At 52.8% G+C, this 17,077-nt stretch carries 21 protein-coding genes; 4 read left to right on the top strand and 17 right to left on the bottom strand.

Annotation, left to right across the window (positions count from 1 at the left end):
• Positions 1-51 precede the first annotated feature (51 nt).
• Complete coding sequence (gene hemE / locus ACQ76X_RS29645; RefSeq protein WP_438497357.1) at positions 52-1,113, bottom strand: uroporphyrinogen decarboxylase; 1,062 nt, start codon at positions 1,111-1,113, stop codon at positions 52-54.
• Between the two features lie 227 nt (positions 1,114-1,340).
• Here hemE and ACQ76X_RS29640 point away from each other — a divergent pair, with 227 nt between their 5' ends.
• Entirely contained in the window at positions 1,341-2,561 is a 1,221-nt protein-coding gene (locus ACQ76X_RS29640) for an MFS transporter (RefSeq protein ID WP_038589591.1), read from the top strand.
• A gap of 45 nt (positions 2,562-2,606) precedes the next feature.
• Here ACQ76X_RS29640 and ACQ76X_RS29635 read toward each other — a convergent pair whose 3' ends face one another.
• Positions 2,607-3,236, bottom strand: coding sequence for an O-methyltransferase (locus tag ACQ76X_RS29635; protein ID WP_438497355.1), 630 nt, complete (start codon positions 3,234-3,236; stop codon positions 2,607-2,609).
• Positions 3,237-3,423: 187 nt separating this feature from the next.
• Here ACQ76X_RS29635 and ACQ76X_RS29630 point away from each other — a divergent pair, with 187 nt between their 5' ends.
• A complete protein-coding gene (locus ACQ76X_RS29630) occupies positions 3,424-4,566 on the top strand; it encodes a THUMP domain-containing class I SAM-dependent RNA methyltransferase (RefSeq protein ID WP_076112288.1) in 1,143 nt (380 codons plus the stop codon).
• A 171-nt stretch (positions 4,567-4,737) separates the two neighbouring features.
• Here ACQ76X_RS29630 and ACQ76X_RS29625 read toward each other — a convergent pair whose 3' ends face one another.
• The 10 genes from ACQ76X_RS29625 to ACQ76X_RS29580 form a co-directional block, all read right to left on the bottom strand.
• Entirely contained in the window at positions 4,738-5,562 is an 825-nt protein-coding gene (locus tag ACQ76X_RS29625) for an aldo/keto reductase (RefSeq protein WP_038589582.1), read from the bottom strand.
• 259 nt (positions 5,563-5,821) lie between these two features.
• A complete protein-coding gene (locus ACQ76X_RS29620) occupies positions 5,822-6,061 on the bottom strand; it encodes a DUF1450 domain-containing protein (RefSeq protein WP_038589579.1) in 240 nt (79 codons plus the stop codon).
• A 41-nt stretch (positions 6,062-6,102) separates the two neighbouring features.
• Positions 6,103-6,405, bottom strand: coding sequence for a HesB/IscA family protein (locus ACQ76X_RS29615; protein ID WP_038589576.1), 303 nt, complete (start codon positions 6,403-6,405; stop codon positions 6,103-6,105).
• 126 nt (positions 6,406-6,531) lie between these two features.
• Positions 6,532-6,783, bottom strand: coding sequence for a hypothetical protein (locus tag ACQ76X_RS29610; protein ID WP_038589573.1), 252 nt, complete (start codon positions 6,781-6,783; stop codon positions 6,532-6,534).
• A 179-nt stretch (positions 6,784-6,962) separates the two neighbouring features.
• The gene (locus ACQ76X_RS29605; protein ID WP_438497374.1) at positions 6,963-8,171 is read right to left on the bottom strand and encodes a M14 family zinc carboxypeptidase; all 1,209 of its coding nucleotides are present in this window, start codon (positions 8,169-8,171) and stop codon (positions 6,963-6,965) included.
• A 496-nt stretch (positions 8,172-8,667) separates the two neighbouring features.
• The gene (gene racE / locus ACQ76X_RS29600; protein WP_438497354.1) at positions 8,668-9,474 is read right to left on the bottom strand and encodes a glutamate racemase; all 807 of its coding nucleotides are present in this window, start codon (positions 9,472-9,474) and stop codon (positions 8,668-8,670) included.
• Positions 9,475-9,737: 263 nt separating this feature from the next.
• A complete protein-coding gene (locus ACQ76X_RS29595; RefSeq protein WP_438497352.1) occupies positions 9,738-10,184 on the bottom strand; it encodes a YtxH domain-containing protein in 447 nt (148 codons plus the stop codon).
• A 99-nt stretch (positions 10,185-10,283) separates the two neighbouring features.
• A complete protein-coding gene (locus ACQ76X_RS29590) occupies positions 10,284-10,946 on the bottom strand; it encodes a helix-turn-helix transcriptional regulator (RefSeq protein WP_038589567.1) in 663 nt (220 codons plus the stop codon).
• 81 nt (positions 10,947-11,027) lie between these two features.
• Positions 11,028-11,462, bottom strand: a complete 435-nt coding sequence (locus tag ACQ76X_RS29585; RefSeq protein WP_342439538.1) for a DUF86 domain-containing protein — start codon at positions 11,460-11,462, stop codon at positions 11,028-11,030.
• Between the two features lie 213 nt (positions 11,463-11,675).
• Positions 11,676-11,963: a Dabb family protein gene (locus tag ACQ76X_RS29580; RefSeq protein ID WP_341118542.1), complete on the bottom strand. Its 288-nt coding sequence runs from the start codon at positions 11,961-11,963 to the stop codon at positions 11,676-11,678.
• Between the two features lie 164 nt (positions 11,964-12,127).
• On the opposite strand from ACQ76X_RS29580, the gene ACQ76X_RS29575 reads away from it, so the two are divergent.
• Both ACQ76X_RS29575 and ACQ76X_RS29570 read left to right on the top strand, forming a co-directional pair.
• Positions 12,128-12,712 carry a helix-turn-helix domain-containing protein gene (locus ACQ76X_RS29575; protein ID WP_038589560.1) on the top strand — a complete coding sequence of 195 codons (585 nt, stop codon included), beginning with the start codon at positions 12,128-12,130 and terminating at the stop codon, positions 12,710-12,712.
• 224 nt (positions 12,713-12,936) lie between these two features.
• On the top strand, positions 12,937-13,743 hold the full coding sequence (locus ACQ76X_RS29570; RefSeq protein ID WP_438497349.1) for an MBL fold metallo-hydrolase: 807 nt from the start codon (positions 12,937-12,939) through the stop codon (positions 13,741-13,743).
• Positions 13,744-13,816: 73 nt separating this feature from the next.
• On the opposite strand, the gene ACQ76X_RS29565 is transcribed toward ACQ76X_RS29570, so the two are convergent.
• From ACQ76X_RS29565 to ACQ76X_RS29545, 5 genes are all read right to left on the bottom strand, one after another.
• Positions 13,817-14,443 carry a class I SAM-dependent methyltransferase gene (locus ACQ76X_RS29565; RefSeq protein WP_438497347.1) on the bottom strand — a complete coding sequence of 209 codons (627 nt, stop codon included), beginning with the start codon at positions 14,441-14,443 and terminating at the stop codon, positions 13,817-13,819.
• Between the two features lie 14 nt (positions 14,444-14,457).
• Entirely contained in the window at positions 14,458-15,216 is a 759-nt protein-coding gene (locus ACQ76X_RS29560) for a GNAT family N-acetyltransferase (protein WP_438497346.1), read from the bottom strand.
• Between the two features lie 16 nt (positions 15,217-15,232).
• On the bottom strand, positions 15,233-15,421 hold the full coding sequence (locus ACQ76X_RS29555) for a DUF6157 family protein (protein WP_438497345.1): 189 nt from the start codon (positions 15,419-15,421) through the stop codon (positions 15,233-15,235).
• Positions 15,422-15,631: 210 nt separating this feature from the next.
• Positions 15,632-15,901 carry a 30S ribosomal protein S14 gene (rpsN, locus tag ACQ76X_RS29550; RefSeq protein WP_076112279.1) on the bottom strand — a complete coding sequence of 90 codons (270 nt, stop codon included), beginning with the start codon at positions 15,899-15,901 and terminating at the stop codon, positions 15,632-15,634.
• A gap of 53 nt (positions 15,902-15,954) precedes the next feature.
• A complete protein-coding gene (locus ACQ76X_RS29545; protein WP_438497343.1) occupies positions 15,955-17,073 on the bottom strand; it encodes a metal ABC transporter substrate-binding protein in 1,119 nt (372 codons plus the stop codon).
• Positions 17,074-17,077: the final 4 nt, after the last annotated feature.

Here is a 17,077-nt window from a genome sequence, read left to right as displayed (position 1 = left end):
TTCCATCCCCTTTTACGAATAATGTCCATACTCTGCAATCTGCTGTTCATCCTAAGCTCTTGGCTGTGCAGCTTCCTTCAGCGCCTGCTCCGAGTACTCGTGCACATACTCAGTCAACTCCCTTAGCGTGTCCAGAGAAGCCTCGGGAAATAAGCCGTGACCCAGGTTGAAAATATACCCCGGCTCCCGGATGCCTTCATCAACCAGTTCCTTGGCCCGCTCCTTCAGTACCTCCATCGGTGCTGTAAGCAGATAAGGGTCCAGATTACCCTGAATGGCAAATCTTCCGCCTGTTCTTCGTCTGCCTTCACTCAGGCTCACACGCCAGTCGACTCCGATGACATCGGCCTTAAGATTCGTTAGGGTTGGCAGCAGTTCGCCGGAGCTTACGCCGGGAAAATAGATCTTAGGTACATCGAGATCCGAAAGTTCGGCAAAAATACGCGTAATGGTTGGCAGGACATATTGTTCAAAATCACGGGGAGCTAGAGCCCCTACCCAGCTGTCGAACAGCTGGAACGCTTTGCCGCCGCTGCGGACATGGGCACGCAGATAGGCGATCACCATATCTCCCAGCTTCTCCATCAGCTTCTCCCAGACCCGGGGCTGGCTGAACATCATCTCTTTCGTGCGGTGATAGCTCTTGGAAGGCTTGCCTTCGATCAGATAGCTGGCAATGGTAAACGGCGCGCCTGCAAAGGTAATCAGCGGCACCTCCAGCTCCTTGTCCAATATGGCAATGGTCTTGAGAATGTGGCTGAGATCCCCTTCTACATCAATCGGCTTCAGTCTGTCCACATCGGCTGCGGAGGCAATCGGATTCTCGATTACCGGTCCGATATTCTTGACGATGTCGAATTTCACGCCAAGCGATGCCACCGGATTCATAATGTCGGAATAGAGGATCGCCGCATCCACGCCCAGCTTGCGTACAGGCATCAGAGTTACTTCCGCTGCAAGCTCAGGCTGGCTGCAGATTTCCAGCAGCGAGTATTTCTCCTTGATTTTACGGTACTCTGGATCATAACGTCCGGCCTGGCGCATGTACCATACGGGAACATGGTCCGTCTCTTGCTTCTTACAGGCACGGATAAAAGTGTCGTTGTAGGTCATGATAAGATCTCCATTAGATTTGATAGGTTATTTGTAAACACATATAACTTATTATGCCCTTTTTAAAAGTAGGTAACAACCATTCCACCCTTCATGGAATGACAATCCCATGACATTACTATGACAAGTGTTGCACCGTCCAGCCAAAAAACTATGATATACTGATAGAATGTCAATTTTTCGTGAATATTTTCTCTTTGAATCCTCTGAAAGGAAGTGAAAGCACTTTGAAGAATTGGGAGACATGGAAAGTCAACCTCATGGTGCTTTGGTTTGGCCAATTCCTGGTAAATGCCGGGATGACCATGATTACCCCGTTCCTGTCCCTTTATCTTGCCAAAGATCTGGGAGTGCAGGGTGATCATGCAATCGGAATGTGGGCCGGGCTTATTTTTGCCGCAAACTTTCTGACCTCATTTCTGTTCCAGCCGTTGTGGGGCAAGCTGGCCGACAAATACGGCCGCAAAATTATGCTGCTGCGCTCCAGCTTCGGCATGGCTATCGTCATTGTACTGATGGGATTTGCGCAGTCTCCAATGCAGCTGCTGCTGCTCCGTTTGCTGAACGGAACCATCTCCGGCTTCAACCCGGCCTCCATCGCGCTCGTCTCGGGAACGACACCTAAACCCCGGATGGGCTTCGCCATGGGGCTGATGCAGTCCGGGTCGGTTGCCGGTACTATTCTGGGACCGCTGATCGGCGGGGCGCTGGCTGACTGGATCGGGTTCCGCCCGATCTTCTATGTCGTCGGGGCGCTGCTGTTCGTCGCCTCGCTGCTGGCCTTGTTCCTGGTCAAAGAGAAATTTGACCGGGTCGAGGCTGCGCAGGTTCCGCAGGTTTCCGTAATGGAAGGCTTCAAGGAGCTGGCCAAGGTTCCGCAGCTTCCGGCCTTGTTCGGCGTTACCTTTCTGCTGCAGTTTGCAATGATCAGCCCGATGTCGCTGCTGCCCTTGTATGTGGAGAAGCTGCACGGCTCCGCTGTGAACATCGCCTTCTGGGCAGGAATGGTCAGCGCGGTTACCGGCATCTCTAATATGCTGGCCTCACCGGTACTGGGCAAGCTGAGCGACAAAATCGGCGCCCACCGGATCTTAACCTTCGCACTGATCGGAGCTTCGCTGTTCCTGATCCCGCAGGCTTTTGTAACCAGCGTCTGGCAGCTGATTATTGTCCGTTTCCTGATGGGCGTCTTCATGGGGGGGCTGCTCCCGAGCGTCAATGCACTTATCCGTTCCTATACGCCTGACGGCAAGGAGAGCCGGGCTTTCGGCTTCAACAGCAGTACCTTGGCCCTTGGCAATATGCTGGGAGCGGTGATCGGCGGATTTCTGTCGGGCTATATCGGCATTGAGGGCCTGTTCATCATCTCCGGCTGCTTCCTGCTGATCAATACCGTCTGGGTACGGCTCAAGCTGTATAAGAATACGGAGCCGCGGCTATTCCGCTAGCGCAGGAAACAATCCCGTCAGGTACCCTAAGCGCAAATCCGGTGTTTACTTTACTACCGCCAAAGCCAGTCCGTCATAGGCGGGGAGCAGTGTACTATTCAGGCGTGGATCAGATGCTATCATTTCGTTGAAACGGCGCATCGCCTGCACGGCGGGTCCGTTCTTGTCCGTGTTCAAGGTGCGGCCGCGCAGGAAGATATTATCCCCGGCGATGACTGCACCCGGCGAGGCCAGCCTGATCGCATATTCGAGATAATTCGGGTAATTCTCCTTGTCCGCATCAATGAAAAAGAAATCAAAAGTCCGCCCCTCCGCTTCGAGCAGCTTCAGGCTGTCCAGCGCAGGGCCGATTTTATATTCCACCGTATCGCCGAATCCGGCCTGCTGCAGGTGGCGCTCGGCCAGTCCGGCATATTCGGCCTTCAGCTCAAGCGAAGTCAGGCTTCCGCCGTCCGCTAGTCCGCGGCACAGGCAGATGCCGCTGTACCCGCCAAGCGCGCCGATCTCCAGAATGTTCCTTGAACGGGACAGGCCCACCAGCATGGTGAGCAGCCGTCCATAACCCGGAGCGATGGATACCTCAGGCATGTGGTTCCCGGCGATTGCTTTCTTCACTTCAAGCAGCAGCTCATCCTCTGTATAAAGCTGTTCGCTGTATTCTTCTTGGTTAGGCATATGTATTCTCCTTTAGTTCATGTTGTGAAGTCCCGCGCATTCCCCTATACTTAGAAGGATCAGCTGCGCCGTCCTTGACGAGGCGCATATTTAGGATGCCGGCAATACGCTGTATCGCCTTCCGGTAACTTACCTTATTGTACTGGCATTGCGTTACCATCTACAAGTTAAACGGAGTTGAGAGCATTTGGGCAAATTACAATTGATCGCCACCGCCCCCATGGGGCTTGAGGCTGTAGTAGCACGCGAATTAAACGAACTGGGTTATGAGACCACCGTCGAGAACGGACGGGTATTGTTCAGCGGAGATTACATCGACATCTGCCGCTGCAATTTATGGCTGCGCACCTCAGACCGTGTACTCGTTAAAATGGGCCAGTTTCCGGCCAAAACCTTCGATGACCTGTTCGAAGGCGTCAAAGCGATCGACTGGGAGGACTGGATTCCTGAGAATGGGGAATTCCCTGTGGAAGGCCGCTCGCATAAATCCCAGCTTACCAGCGTACCCGCCTGCCAGGGGATTGTCAAGAAAGCCATCGTCGAGAAGCTGAAGCTTTCGTACCGTACGGAATGGTTCCCGGAAAATGGACCGCGTTATGTGGTTGAGATGATTCTGCTGAATGATATCGCCCTGATCACGCTGGACACGACCGGCCCGGCGCTGCACAAACGCGGCTACCGCCGTCAGGCTACAGAAGCGCCGCTGAAGGAAACAATGGCAGCCGCCCTGATCCAGCTCAGCCGCTGGAACGGCCACCGTCCGCTGTACGATCCTTGCTGCGGCTCAGGCACGCTGCTGATTGAAGCGGCGATGATCGCCTGGAACATCGCGCCGGGACTGCGGCGTTCGTTCCCTTCCGAGCATTGGCCGGAAATCCCGAAACGTCTGTGGGAGGAAGCCCGCGAGGAAGCCTTCGACGCCGTTCGCGATGATTATCCGCTGCAATTGACCGGCAGCGACATTGATCCTGCGGCGATTGAAATTGCTGAAGCCGCCGCCAAAAGCGCCGGTCTCGCCGGTGAAATCACCTTCAAGAACATCGCTGCCGCGAAGGCACGGCCGGAAGGCGAATACGGCTGCATCATTACCAATCCGCCTTACGGCGAACGGCTCAGCAACGACAAGGAAGTCGAACGCCTGACCCGCCAGTTCGGCGAAATGATGCTGTACCTCCCGACATGGTCCTTCTTCGCCATCAGCCCGTCGAAAGAATTCGAGCAATTGTACGGCCGCAAGGCGGACAAGCGCCGCAAGCTGTATAACGGGCGGATCGAATGCCAGTATTATCAATACCTTGGGCCGCTCCCACCGCGCAACCCTCAAAGCTGATTACGATACGGTGCAGTCTCACAGACTGTACAAGAAAACCGGGCAGCGCTCCTCCAGTAACGGATGGATTGCTGCCCGGTTTTTTTAGATATTTCTAACAAGGCTATTCCTATAAGCCAGTTCATGGCTTTTGGAACAGCCTCGTTTTTTGTGTTAAAGATGCTGGACTCCCTAGAACAACAGTTTATCCGGATCGGTGCCGATCCGCTCCCCGGCGTCCAATCCGCTGATTGCAGCCAATTCCTCCTGCGACAGCTCGAAATCAAAGATTTCGCTGTTCTCCTTAATTCTGGACGGAGTGACCGACTTCGGAATAATCACGATACGGCTCTGAAGTCCCCAGCGCAGAATAACCTGTGATACGGTCTTGCCATGCTTGTCCGCGATGTTCTTCAGCAGCTCGTTCTCCTGCAGTCTGCCTTTCATCAGCGGGGCCCACGCTTCGATCTGAATGTGATGCTGCGCGCAGAAATCATGCAGCTCCTTCTGGATAAACCGCGGATGCAGCTCCACCTGATTGATAACAGGCACTGTGTCACTGTCCTTCAGCAATTCCTGCAGATGATGGATCTGGAAATTGCTGACTCCGATCGCCCGGACGCGGCCTTCCTGATTAAGGCGCTCCAGTGCACGCCAAGTCTCTTTATATTTATCCTTGCCCGGCCAATGGATCAAATAAAGGTCGATCACATCCAGTCCCAGCTTCTTGCTGCTGGTCTCAAAAGCCCGCAGGGTCGTATCATAGCCCTGATCACTGTTCCATACCTTTGTGGTCACGAACAGGCTGTCCCGGTCTACGCCGCTGGCGGCTATCGACCGGCCCACTTCCTCTTCATTGCCGTATACCGCTGCGGTGTCTATGCTCCGGTAACCCAGCTCAAGAGCGGTCGTGACGGCCTTAGCGACCTCCTCGCCCTCTGCTTTGTAAGTGCCGAGACCAAACCAGGGCATGACAACCCCATTATTCAGAATCGTTCCGTCGGTAAGATGCTTCATACAGTATCATTCCCTCCTATGTATAGATCAGTTTAGACAACAGGTTCATTATACCATGTGCCTCCCCGGTACCCAAACCAGGCAGAACCTGAGCGGATCGGCAGAACCGGAAAGGTCCCGCAATAACCGAAGAGGACACCTCTGCAAATTTGCGAAAGTAAAAAGCCCCCGCTTGTCAGCGGAGGCGAATCTTGTTGTGGGTGGCAATGGGTCGGCTAAACAACCGTTCGATTGCCACCCCTCGTGATATATGACGGAGTTATTCCTTAACTGCCGGCTGTTTAACAAAGGCTGCAGCTTTCGCCAGCACCTCATCTTCAGTCGGAGCACTGATGTAACGGCCATTGATATAGATAAAGGCCCGCTTGCCGCAAGGTCCGCAGTAGGACTTGCAGCCAATCTTGATCTCCGCATCGGGAGCCATCTTGCGCAGCTTGGGAAGAATGCTTTTCATTCTCGTGTAATTGCATTGATCGCAAATTTGTATTTCGTTAGCCATAAAGCAACCCTTCTTTATGTCCGTAAGGTACGGGCGAACGTTTAGTGATCGCCATGATTTCCTTTAGACGGATTAGTGATGACAAAACCTTCTTCAGGGAAATACAGGTAATCAATCTTCACGCCATCCAGCAGCGGCTGGTTCGGATCGAGAATAACATCGATCTCCTTGTCCGTGGATACTACCACATCATTCTCTTTAGGCGTGTCCAAATCCAGACCGTAGTGGGCATGGTCACCGTGAGCATGGGTAATGGCTACGCGCAGCTTGAGCTCGCTGTTGCCTTCAAGCTCCATTGTTTTCTTTATCACTTTAGCCGCATTGCGGGTAATTTTGACGTTCATCCTCATCCATCTCCCAGGCATCTTAAATTTAAATACTCAATAATTTATTTTAAGGAAAGTAACCTGTAAAAGCAACCATATCGGCGAAATAGATCAGAATGCGGCGTATAAAGATTCTCTAAAAATTCATCTTCCGCTCTTCAGAGCAGGATATTTGCGGTCCATCCGCGATACAAACCAGCCCATCAGCAGCATCGTCACACCAATGTCGTCAATCGGCAGAAACGGCATAAAATCAGGAAGCACCCAGTAGAGCAGCACCGGTATGGTGAACAGCAGCTTGTCCCCTATCGTTACATTGGGAGAAATGACATACTGCCAGGAATTACGGAAGATATGGGACCATTGTTTAAGCGAAAGCAGTTTTCTGAATTTCATGACGGTCCTCCTAATAATGATGTAGGTAATATATTGAATCCAGACACTGGGATAATGTTGGACAGGGCTTAATCAGTTATCTCCACAAAAAAGGATTCAGCCGCAAAGCACGTATAGGAATGACTGCGGCCGTACCCTTTGCTGTTATATTACGCAAATTTACAGAGTTTGTTTCATTTTTATTTCAAATTTGAGAGTATAGCACCCAAAATAAGCCCGGTTTCCAGCGCCATGTCTTCAAAATCAGCCAGCGGCAGCGGATTTTTGCCGCTGCCCAGCTCCACCGTGAAGCCCGGCTTCCGGAAGCGCTGAATGAACCAGTCCTTATAACCGGCATCGCTGCCGCTCAGCTCAACGGCCCGGTAGCCGCTCGCCGCTGCCAGGCTTGCCGCCCAGCCTTTGCTCTCCGGCGGCTCATATCCCCGGTAGTTCCAGTAGATCTCTCCGCCCTGGCTGTGCAGGGATACGGCTGCATTACCGGGATACTGCTCCGCCAGCGCCGCCAGCGCGGCGGCTTCCGGCTCACTGAGCGGCGCCGGTCCGCTGTAGTCCCGCGGGGCAGGACCCGGCACTCCCCGGCGCGCCTGTTCCTCTTCCCAGTGGGCCGGAAACTGATCGCCCAGGTCTACCCCGCGGATGTTAGCCTTCCAATGCCGGAAGCTCCGCCGCCCGCAATTCCATTGCAGCAGCTCCTCATAGTGGGGCTGGCCGGGCAGTACCCCCTCCTGCACCAGCTCCACCCCATCCGGATTAGCCATAGGTACTGCCCACAAGGTCCAATGCTTATGCCACTCTTCGGGACGGTGGCCGTGCCAATCCCTGCCTGCATCATACGCAGCGGCATATTGTTCGATGAACGACATCAGGCACGGCGAGGTCAGCCACTCGTTGGCATGCAGTGCAGCGTTTACGTGGAGGTGACGGGGCCCACTGCCTATCCGCAGCAGGTGGAGCGGCTTGCCGAGCACACTTGCGCCGATGCTGCCCCTTGTAACAAACGGGTACTTTGCCACCAGCTTGCCGATATCCTGCTCGACATCATCCGGACCATATTCGCTGCGTACAGACACTACTGACCGCGAAGCCGCCGGAGGAATAACCAGCACTTTGCCCGGTATGCAGCAGCGGCCTGAGGTCACTCCGGGATTCAGCATTTCAAGCTCATCTATGCTCACATCAAATAAGGCGGCGATCAACCCGGCGTCATCCCCCTCCTGTACAGAATAACGTCTGCGCGGAGCGGAAGGCAGAAACAGGATTTGGCCCGGATATAAATAAGGCTGCCTGCCGGCCCATGGGTTTCCTTGAATTACATGCTCCGGTGTAAGTCCATGCCTGGCGGCAATTCGGCTAACGGTATCTCCCCTGCGGGCAATATATTGCTGCATATGTCTCATCCTCTCGGCCCTCTAGTTGCCGTCATCCCCTGCCGCCCGGGCGGACAATACCCGCGGAGACAACGGGACACAGCCCTCAACCCTATTGTATGCAGCCCCTACTGCCCTGCATGAAAGAAATGAGCACAGTTCACCCCTTCCGCAAAAATAAATGTAAACGCATACACTGAATCCTGAAGTATCGCAAATATTCACTGTGCAGGACAAAATCACCCTGGCAGGTGAATAAGGTCTTGGAGGTTACGAAGTCCGCATTTTTTTGTATTGTATAATTTCCTATACAGCAAGTGGAAACGGCTTCGCCGTCCTCAAAAGGACGGTATCCGTTTCAGCGAGAAATAGAAGGATAATTTATAGCGTGAAGCCTATAAATTCTTACATTTAAAAAAAAGACCCGGAGTGATACCTCCCGGTCTATCATGAACGCCTTCGATGCTGAAATTTCCGAATCCGAGGGATTGTCCCTATTGTTTCCTCACAGCAAAGCCTATAACGAAGATACCTGCCACACAACGGGAGTGCGCTTGATCTGTTCTCCAAGCCAGTCGCGGGCGATCCGCTGGAACATCTCGGCATCTCCGCTGCAGAAAAATTGATGAATCGGACTTTCATCCCCGCGGGCAAGCTTACCTTTGTCATATAGGATCGTGCTGATCTCCCGCGCAGTTTCATCCGCGGAGCTGATCAGCTTAACACCGGGTCCCATGACCTTGCCAATCGGATCTACCAGGAACGGATAGTGGGTACAGCCCAGAATCAGTGTATCAATGGGTTCATACTTGATCCCGTTGAGCGAATCCGCCACCGCCGCTTCGCTCTCCGCCGTGCGGAACAACCCCTGCTCGACATAAGGGACAAGCGCCGGGCAGGCCTGACTGACTACCTTGACAAACGGAGACAACTCCTGAAGCGCTGCGGTATAGGCTCCGCTCTTAATGGTGCCGATGGTGCCAATTACGCCGACCTGGCCTATTTTGGTTGCGCTGATCGCCGCACGGGCACCGGGATGGATGACTCCGATGACAGGAATGGACACCTTGGCAGAGATATAGTCAAGAGCTGCCGCAGTTGCAGTATTGCAGGCAATAACGATCATTTTAGGATTAAATTGAATTAGATAGTCCACGATTTGCTCGGTGAACAGTTTCACTTCCTCGGTTGAACGGGGTCCGTAAGGGGCGCGGGCAGTATCTCCAAAATAGATGATTTTCTCCCGCGGGAGCTGTCTCATTACTTCTTTGACAACCGTAAGTCCCCCCACACCCGAGTCCAATATTGCTATAGCTTGCTGCACGAACACACCGCTTCCTTTTACTTGTTTTGTGTAGCTTATGTAAGGCTTAAACAAAGTGTACCTGGCCTTCAGCCCCAATTGCAGATAATACTCCTTTTGCCGTTACAGTTCAAGAGAAGCATTGATCATCTCCGGTGTCCAGCCCAATATTCCACTGTTGTTCCAGCCGCCAAGAGCCACCTTCCGCCACGTTGCGAAAAGCGGCTCTTGGCCGGAAGCGCGTATATCATTAGGATTCCCTGAGGATGGCCTATCCCGTGAAGTCAGGCGATCTCACCGTTGCCTTTGTCATCCTTTACTTCATCCTCCAGAACGTCTTCAATCTCCGAAGCGGATTCATCGCTGCCAGCAGCAGCCTCTTCAAGGGCGGCTTCCGCAGCGTCCGATACGGCTTCTGCTTCTTCAACTGCTTTTCCGCTAAGAGTGATAAACTTTTCTTCCTCATCGGTATGGATGTACTGCTTGCTCCATTCCTTGACTTCGGTTACAACAGTTTCTACCGCCTCTTTGGCTTTGCCGTACAGCTCCGCGCCTTTGTCTCCGGCCTGCCCGGCGACATCCTGCACTTTATCAATGGCTCCGGTGGTACCTTCCGCAATATCTTTACGCAGCTCTTTGCCTGGTTTAGGAGCGAACAGCAGCGCTGTCACTGAACCTACCACACTACCGGCCAAAATACCCCACAGCAAACTTTTGGATTCCTTTTTCATCCTCAATCTCTCCTTGGATTCAAGTGCCTCTGCCCGGCCACCCGGGCAATCGCCTAGTTCTGGTATATCATAAGCATGGATGTTTTGTCCTGTGACTGATTAGGAGGTCATTTCAGAAGTTTTGTCTTTTTCTCTCGGCGTAATATCGTACCGGCAGCACTGGCCGCCCTCCGCCATACATTCACTGCGCGTAACTTTGGCGCCAAGGAGTTCCTCGAACAACTGATGCTCACATTGGCAAGCCTTCCGGTATTGGGTCGCTACCTGGCGGATCGGACAATTATATTCGCGCATAATATAGGAGCCGTCCTCTTCCTTATTCCATTCAGCCATATAACCTCCGGCATTCTGGATGGAAGACAGCTCTGCAACCCGCTCCTCCAGATTGCAGTTCTCCATCATCGGAGCGTACTGGGCCAGCATCCGCCGCCGCCGGCCTTCGAACAGCACATTGACGGCCTCCAGGCCGCTTCCGTGATCCAGCTCCCGCAGCAATTCAAGCGCCAGGTTATGATAGCTTTTGGGAAAATGGTCTTCAGCCCGCTCAGTCAGTGAATAGACATGCAGAGGACGGCCCATGGCCTGGCGGACGACCTTGGTCTTGGCCAGCGATTCCTGCTCCAGCTGCAGTACATGACGCCGTACGCCCATTTCGGTAATTCCCAGTTCCTCCGCCAGCGCACCGATCGTCAGCGGGCCTTTCTTCTTCAGGAGTGTCATAATCAAACGTCGTGTAGATCCGCTTTCCTGCCCCTTTTTCATCCGCAAGGACCTCCTCTCTTTCACGGCTGTCGCCGTGTATAATAGTTGTGCAGCACTGGCTTAGTTCAGGCAATTTCCCAGTTATTGTCCGGTACCCAGTTCCTGGTCCAGATACCTGCGCACTTCCTCCGCGAACTGCTCCAGCACCTGCGGAAGCACATGGGTTAACGGATGCAGCGCGCTGCGCTCCCAGGTATAATAATCCTGCACCAGCGGTTTGCGCAGTGATACGAGCTGGATAAGCACCTCGTAGATTCCGCTGTCACCGAGGACTTTTTCTTCATGGATAATAGAGATAATATCTTCATAGCTGCCGGCATCACGCATGATGAACCCGTCGATCAGGTAGCTGCCGACATCAGTCACAACCTCTATCGCCAAATGCAGGCATCGTTCCTGCACGAGTCCTGTGATGATGCTGCCATCCCATGCAGAAGCCGCATGTTGAAGACCGGCTCTGATATCGGGGATTTGGCCAAGTATCATTTCGATTTGCTTTCGGTTGACATAATACACAGCTGACCCTCCAACTCTGGTGGTTTAAGTAGAACGAAAGTAATGGCTGCTACTTTCCGCGTTTGCCGCGGCGCTTCAGCCAGAACAGCATAATAAAGCAGGCTGCCAAAAATACGATCAGATACGTTAAGGCTTCCATCGGATACTCAAGCTCACGCATTTACGTCACCGCTTTCGGTATTTAATGGGTTTTCCTGCCACAGTCATCCTGCTTTAGATTTCGTAATCTACTGCAATCGAAAGCTCCTTGACCTCATTGATATGGGCAATAACTTCCTTATGGGCCGGGTGAACCTGGTAAGCCTGCAAATCTTCCATGGATGCTACCACCGTTACAAGTGCAATATCAAAGGAACGCTCGGAATGAATCAGATCGGCACCAACCTCGATGGAGAGCAGCTGCGGAATTTTGCCTTCCATGTTCCGTAGGACCTGAACTGTGGCTTCGACTTTCTCCGGGGACCGGTCTTTCAATTTAAAAAACACAATATGCTTAATCATCTATTTCGCTCCCAACAATTAAATTTGTAAAATGATTATTAAAAATATATCATAACACCATCACTTCTGAAAGAAACTTAAGCATGTATGTAAGCAATTACAGCATTAACCATTGCAGCACTTCAGAAAGTATTGTAGTATAACCTTAAAAATTCGGAGGAAGTATGCCTAAGAATCAACCAGAATCTCACAAAATCCAGGCCTGGTCTCTGATCAACCGTAAATATCTTGGACAAGGTGTACGGGTCAAAAGATTTCGCCGGCCTAAACGCAGCCAAATCCGCAACCGTGTGCTGCTTGCCATCCTGATGGCCAAGGACATTAAGCTATCCCGGCTTGCGGAAGAGCTTTCCGTCTCCTCGCGCAGTGTAAGCGCCTGGGTGTACGAGGGCCGCATCCCCTCCAGAACCAATCTGGACAAGGTCTGCCGCCTGCTTGGCTATCCGTCCCACATCCTGTTCAACGAGGCACTTGTACGGCAAAGTCCGATAGTCTGCCAGCCGACACCTTCACGGTTTATGAAAAGAACACTTGCGGGCTCACCCCGCAGCAATGTCATTCTTACGGGTCTGTGCATGGTTTACGATTTCTCCGTCACCGATGTCAGCATCTGGATCGGTGTCCATCCCGGAACCTTCCGCAAATGGCTGCATCAGAGCCATCTCCCAACCCTCGCACTGCAGGAGAAAGCAGAGAATTTCTTCCGTATCCCGCGGCATATCCTGTTCGCCGATTGCGAGCTGCATTAACCACATTAAACCGCAGGTTCATCCAGCAAATACCTGTAGCTGCTTGTCCTAAGTACATCTTCTCAACACACAAACACACAAGGTCCTTCTTCATTGCGAGAAGGGCCATTTGACGTTTCCACCGGCTCGGGACTGCTTTGAGCAGCTATGCTTTTTATTTTGTGAAAAAGGCCATACTACAAGGTGAACTCACCTTGAGCTAGTAACAAACAGGAGGAACGCGGATGGAATGGAACGGTATACTGACTGCCGGTTTTACCGAAACATGGGAAGTGGCAGCCGGAGTGTTGGGTATTCGGACCTTATTTTCGAACACAGCTTTTATTGGCCGGTCTGGATCGGATTGGATTCTGGTCGACACAGGACTTGGAAACTTCGCAGGGAGCATTATGCACACGGCCTGGGAGCAGTTTGGCAAACCGCCGCAGGCGATTGTGCTGACGCACGGGCATTTTGATCATGTCGGCAACCTGAAGGAGCTGCTGGAAGAATGGAAAGGAACTCCGGTGTATGCCCACCCCCAGGAGCTGCCTTATCTCACCGGAAAAGAGGATTATCCTCCGGCTGATCCATCCGTTGGCGGCGGCCTGATGGCCGTAGCAGCCCCGCTTTATCCGCACCGTGGGATTGATCTCGGCGCAGCTGTACATCCGCTGCCGGAAGACGGAAGTGTTCCCGGGGCCAAAGGATGGACATGGGTGCATACGCCGGGGCACAGCCCGGGGCATATCTCTCTTTTCCGTCCCGAAGACAGGGTGCTTATAGCAGGAGACGCTTTAATTACAGTGAAGCAGGAATCAGCATTTGCGGTAATTACACAGCACAAGGAACTGCACGGTCCTCCGGCTTATTTCACGTTAGACTGGGTGGAGGCGGAGAAGTCTGTGCGCAAGCTCGCACTTCTTGATCCGCAAATCTTGCTTGCCGGGCATGGCCTGCCCATGGCTGTTCCAGAGCTGTCGCCTGCATTGGCTCATTTATGCAAGACATTCAAGGAGCTGTCTGTCCCGACTCAAGGGAAATTCGTTTAGGTCTGAACCGCGTGGCCGGCAAGCTGAAATCCGGTTGCGCGGACTACAAAAAAAGCGTCTTACTGCTAGGATTCTATCCTCTTTTGCATGCGAGAATAGTTCTAAGTATGTATTCATGGCTTCCGCCCTGCGGACTGTGCAGCGAATCCGTAAATGTGCCGGTCTCTACAATCTCCGTTCCGGCAAAATGCTCCCGCAAATCGGCATCACTAAAAAAGTGGGCATATTTCCCTTCCTTATACTCGTAGGTCCCCGGCTCCAGCCTTCTCCCGCAGCCATAGTTCGGATCTTCATCAGAGAAGCTGGTGAAGTAGAGCAGGCCACCGGGCTGCAGCTGCGCAAGAGCCGCATCAATCAGGCGGCACCGATCACCGGCAAGAAACAAGTGAAGCACATCGTAACAGTAGACAGCGTCCACCTGGTGCTCCAGCTGAGGCTCCAGTGCCGATCCTTCGATAAACCGTGTGCTGCTGTCCCATTCCACAGCAAGCTTCAGCGCAGCACTGCTCAGCTCTATGCCGTAAGTGTCAAACTGAGACGAGAACACCTTCGTATTGCGGCCATAGCCCGCACCCGGAACCAAGACGGACTTGATCCCCTGCTCAAGGAACCACGCTTTAGCCCGCAGCGCCGATCCGCTGGGCTGTTCTCCCCAAATCATACCTTCTCGGGCAAATCTGTCGCTCCAGTATTGTGACACATGCTTCGCCTCCTCTATTCCCGGATTTTGACCCTGTACCAATATTGATAAATCTCCTTGTAGCCCAGCTTGTCATATAGGGCCGAAGCGCCCTTATTCGCCTGTACCACCTGCAAAAAGGAGGCTGCGGCACCCTGGGCCTTGGCCCAGTGGAGCAGTCCAAGAATCAATTGCTCCGCCATCCCTTGTCTGCGGTGAGCCGGAGCTGTGACGATATCATACAGCCCTATGTACCCATGCTGGATTACCCCAAGCCCGCAGGCAGCCGGAAGACCATCCTTGAGCAAGAGAGCGTAACCTTGCTTCAAACAGGAAGCGGTCAGCATTCGGCGCAGCGTCTCCCGGTTCCCGGAGGACAATCCGGTTAAATCAGCGAAGACCTCCAGCCACTCCTCTGTCAGCTCGCCGCGGATCTGCAGCGTATAGACATTGCGTAATTCAGGCAGGTCCTGCAGGTCAAGAACACGGACGGATGACGGCTCGACGAGGCCATATCCCTGCGACTCCAGTTCCTTATCCAGACCAACAGGCCGGGCATACGGAGTGATTTTGAATACGGGATTCAGTCCGGCGTCCTCATAATATTGTTCTGCAAGCCGGATCTTCCGCAACATTCCAAGTCCGGCATCCTCTTCCTCCGGGCCGTAGAGCGGGTTAACCGAATTCGCCCGTTTCGTATAGCCCGCTGCCGAACGCAGCACCCAGCCCTCCAGCATTACGCTCTGCTCCGCAGGCCAGGTATTCAGCGTAATCTCTTCTATTGACTTGTACAAACTTCTTCCTCCCTTCTCAGCTGCGTTTGCTGCGCATCGCATTCAGCAGCTTTACGCCTGCATCCTCATGTGACGTAAAGTGATCATATTCAGGTGATTCCTTGGCATAGAGGGCAATTTTGCCCTCGGCATTAAAGTGCACGCCCCAGCCGTACCGTTTGGGCAGCATCGAGGCCCGCAGGCAGGGGTGGCTTTTGGAGAACAACTCTCCCCATATTTCGTCCTTTCTGCTGATCCGCTCTTCCTCCGGTAAAGAAGCTCATACTGAATCCCCCCTTCTGGAATCAATCCTGCTTTTCTTCTATAATAATCCACTCCACAAACCCAGGCAAAGATAATGAACACAGCAAAACGGCCAATCCCCTGTAAGTCGAGAATTAGCCGCTTCTTCAAAGTTGAAACACAATACCTAATTTTACCAGCTGGACTTGGTTATGCCGGGGATTTGACCCTTCAGCGCCAGATCCCGGAAGACGATCCGTGAAATCTTAAATTTGCTTAAATACCCTCTGGGCCTGCCGGAAACAGTGCATCTGTTCTTTTGCCGGGTAGCGGAGGAATCGCGCGGCAGCTTCTGCAGGGCCATATAGTCTCCTTTGGCCTTCAGCTCTCTCCGTCTATCTGCGTATTTAGCCACCAATTCCTGCCGTTTTAATTCTTTGACTACTTTTGATTTCTTGGCCATATTGTTTATCCGCCTTCCGTTGTTTGAATGAGTTGCCAATGATGAATCCTGCTCTATTCGTTCAGTGCCGTCTTCAGCGCTTCCAGGTTCTGGCGCATGATGCCGATATAATCAAGGTTATTGCTGCGGTCCTCATCCGTCAGTCCTTCGATCGGATTCAAGACAGCGGCCTTGGCACCAATTTCCTGGGCAATAGTATCAGCAACACTGGAGGAAACCAGCGTCTCAAAAAAGATCGTTTTTACGTCATGGGCCTTGGCGAATTCAACAATTCCGGCCATTTGGGCAGCGGAGGGCTCCTGTTCCGGAGAGAGGCCGGCAATCGGCACCTGTGTCAGGCCGTACGCCTCAGCCAAATAGCCAAAGGCGGCATGCTGGGTAATAAAATCTTTGCGTTTTGTATCCTTGAGTCCATCCTGAAACTCTTGGTGCAGCGCCTCCAGTTTGGCAATATAGGCATCGGCGTTGGCTTTGAAGGCAGCAGAGTTCGCTGGGGAAGCAGCAGACAACGCGGCTTCGATAGTACGCACTTCCTTGATTGCAAGTTCAGGAGCTAGCCAGACATGGGGGTCCAGACCGCCGTGATCATGAGCATGGCCTTCCTCCGCATGTTCACCTTCTTCGTGATCATGAGCTTCTTCAGCATGTCCGGCTTCCTCATGTTCGTGATCATGGGCTTCCTCGCCATGTCCGGCTTCCTCATGTTCATGACTGTGAGCATCCGCTTCTTCCTCTGAGCCTTCCTTAATTTCAAGCCCTTTGCTGGCTTCCACGGTGACCATTTTGCTGCCCGAAGCACTGTCCAGTACTTGCTCGACCCAGCCCTCCATGCCGGCTCCGTTATAGACGAGCACATCGGCATCCGTAATCTTGGCCATATCCTGTGCCGTCGGCTCCCAGTCATGCGACTCCATGCCGGCCGGAACCAAGACTTCAACATCGGCAAGCTCGCCTGCAACATTCTTGGTGAATTCATACATCGGATAGAAGCTGACCTTAATGTCCAGCTTGTCTGCTGCCGGAACGGCAGTTGTCTCGGCTGCTGGCGTATTAGAAGCAGTAGCAGCAGTAGCGGCAGGATCTGTGTTATTGTTTTTACCGCAACCGGCGGCAATCAGCAGGGTTGATAGGGACAAGACGGTAAGATAGCGGATATTGAATTTAGACTTCATAAAT

Origin of the sequence: Paenibacillus sp. IHBB 3054 (genome assembly GCF_051594305.1) — a bacterium.
Taxonomy (GTDB): domain Bacteria; phylum Bacillota; class Bacilli; order Paenibacillales; family Paenibacillaceae; genus Paenibacillus_AQ.
Note: the sequence above shows the minus strand (reverse complement) of the source record. Positions and strands in the feature narration are given on the sequence as shown.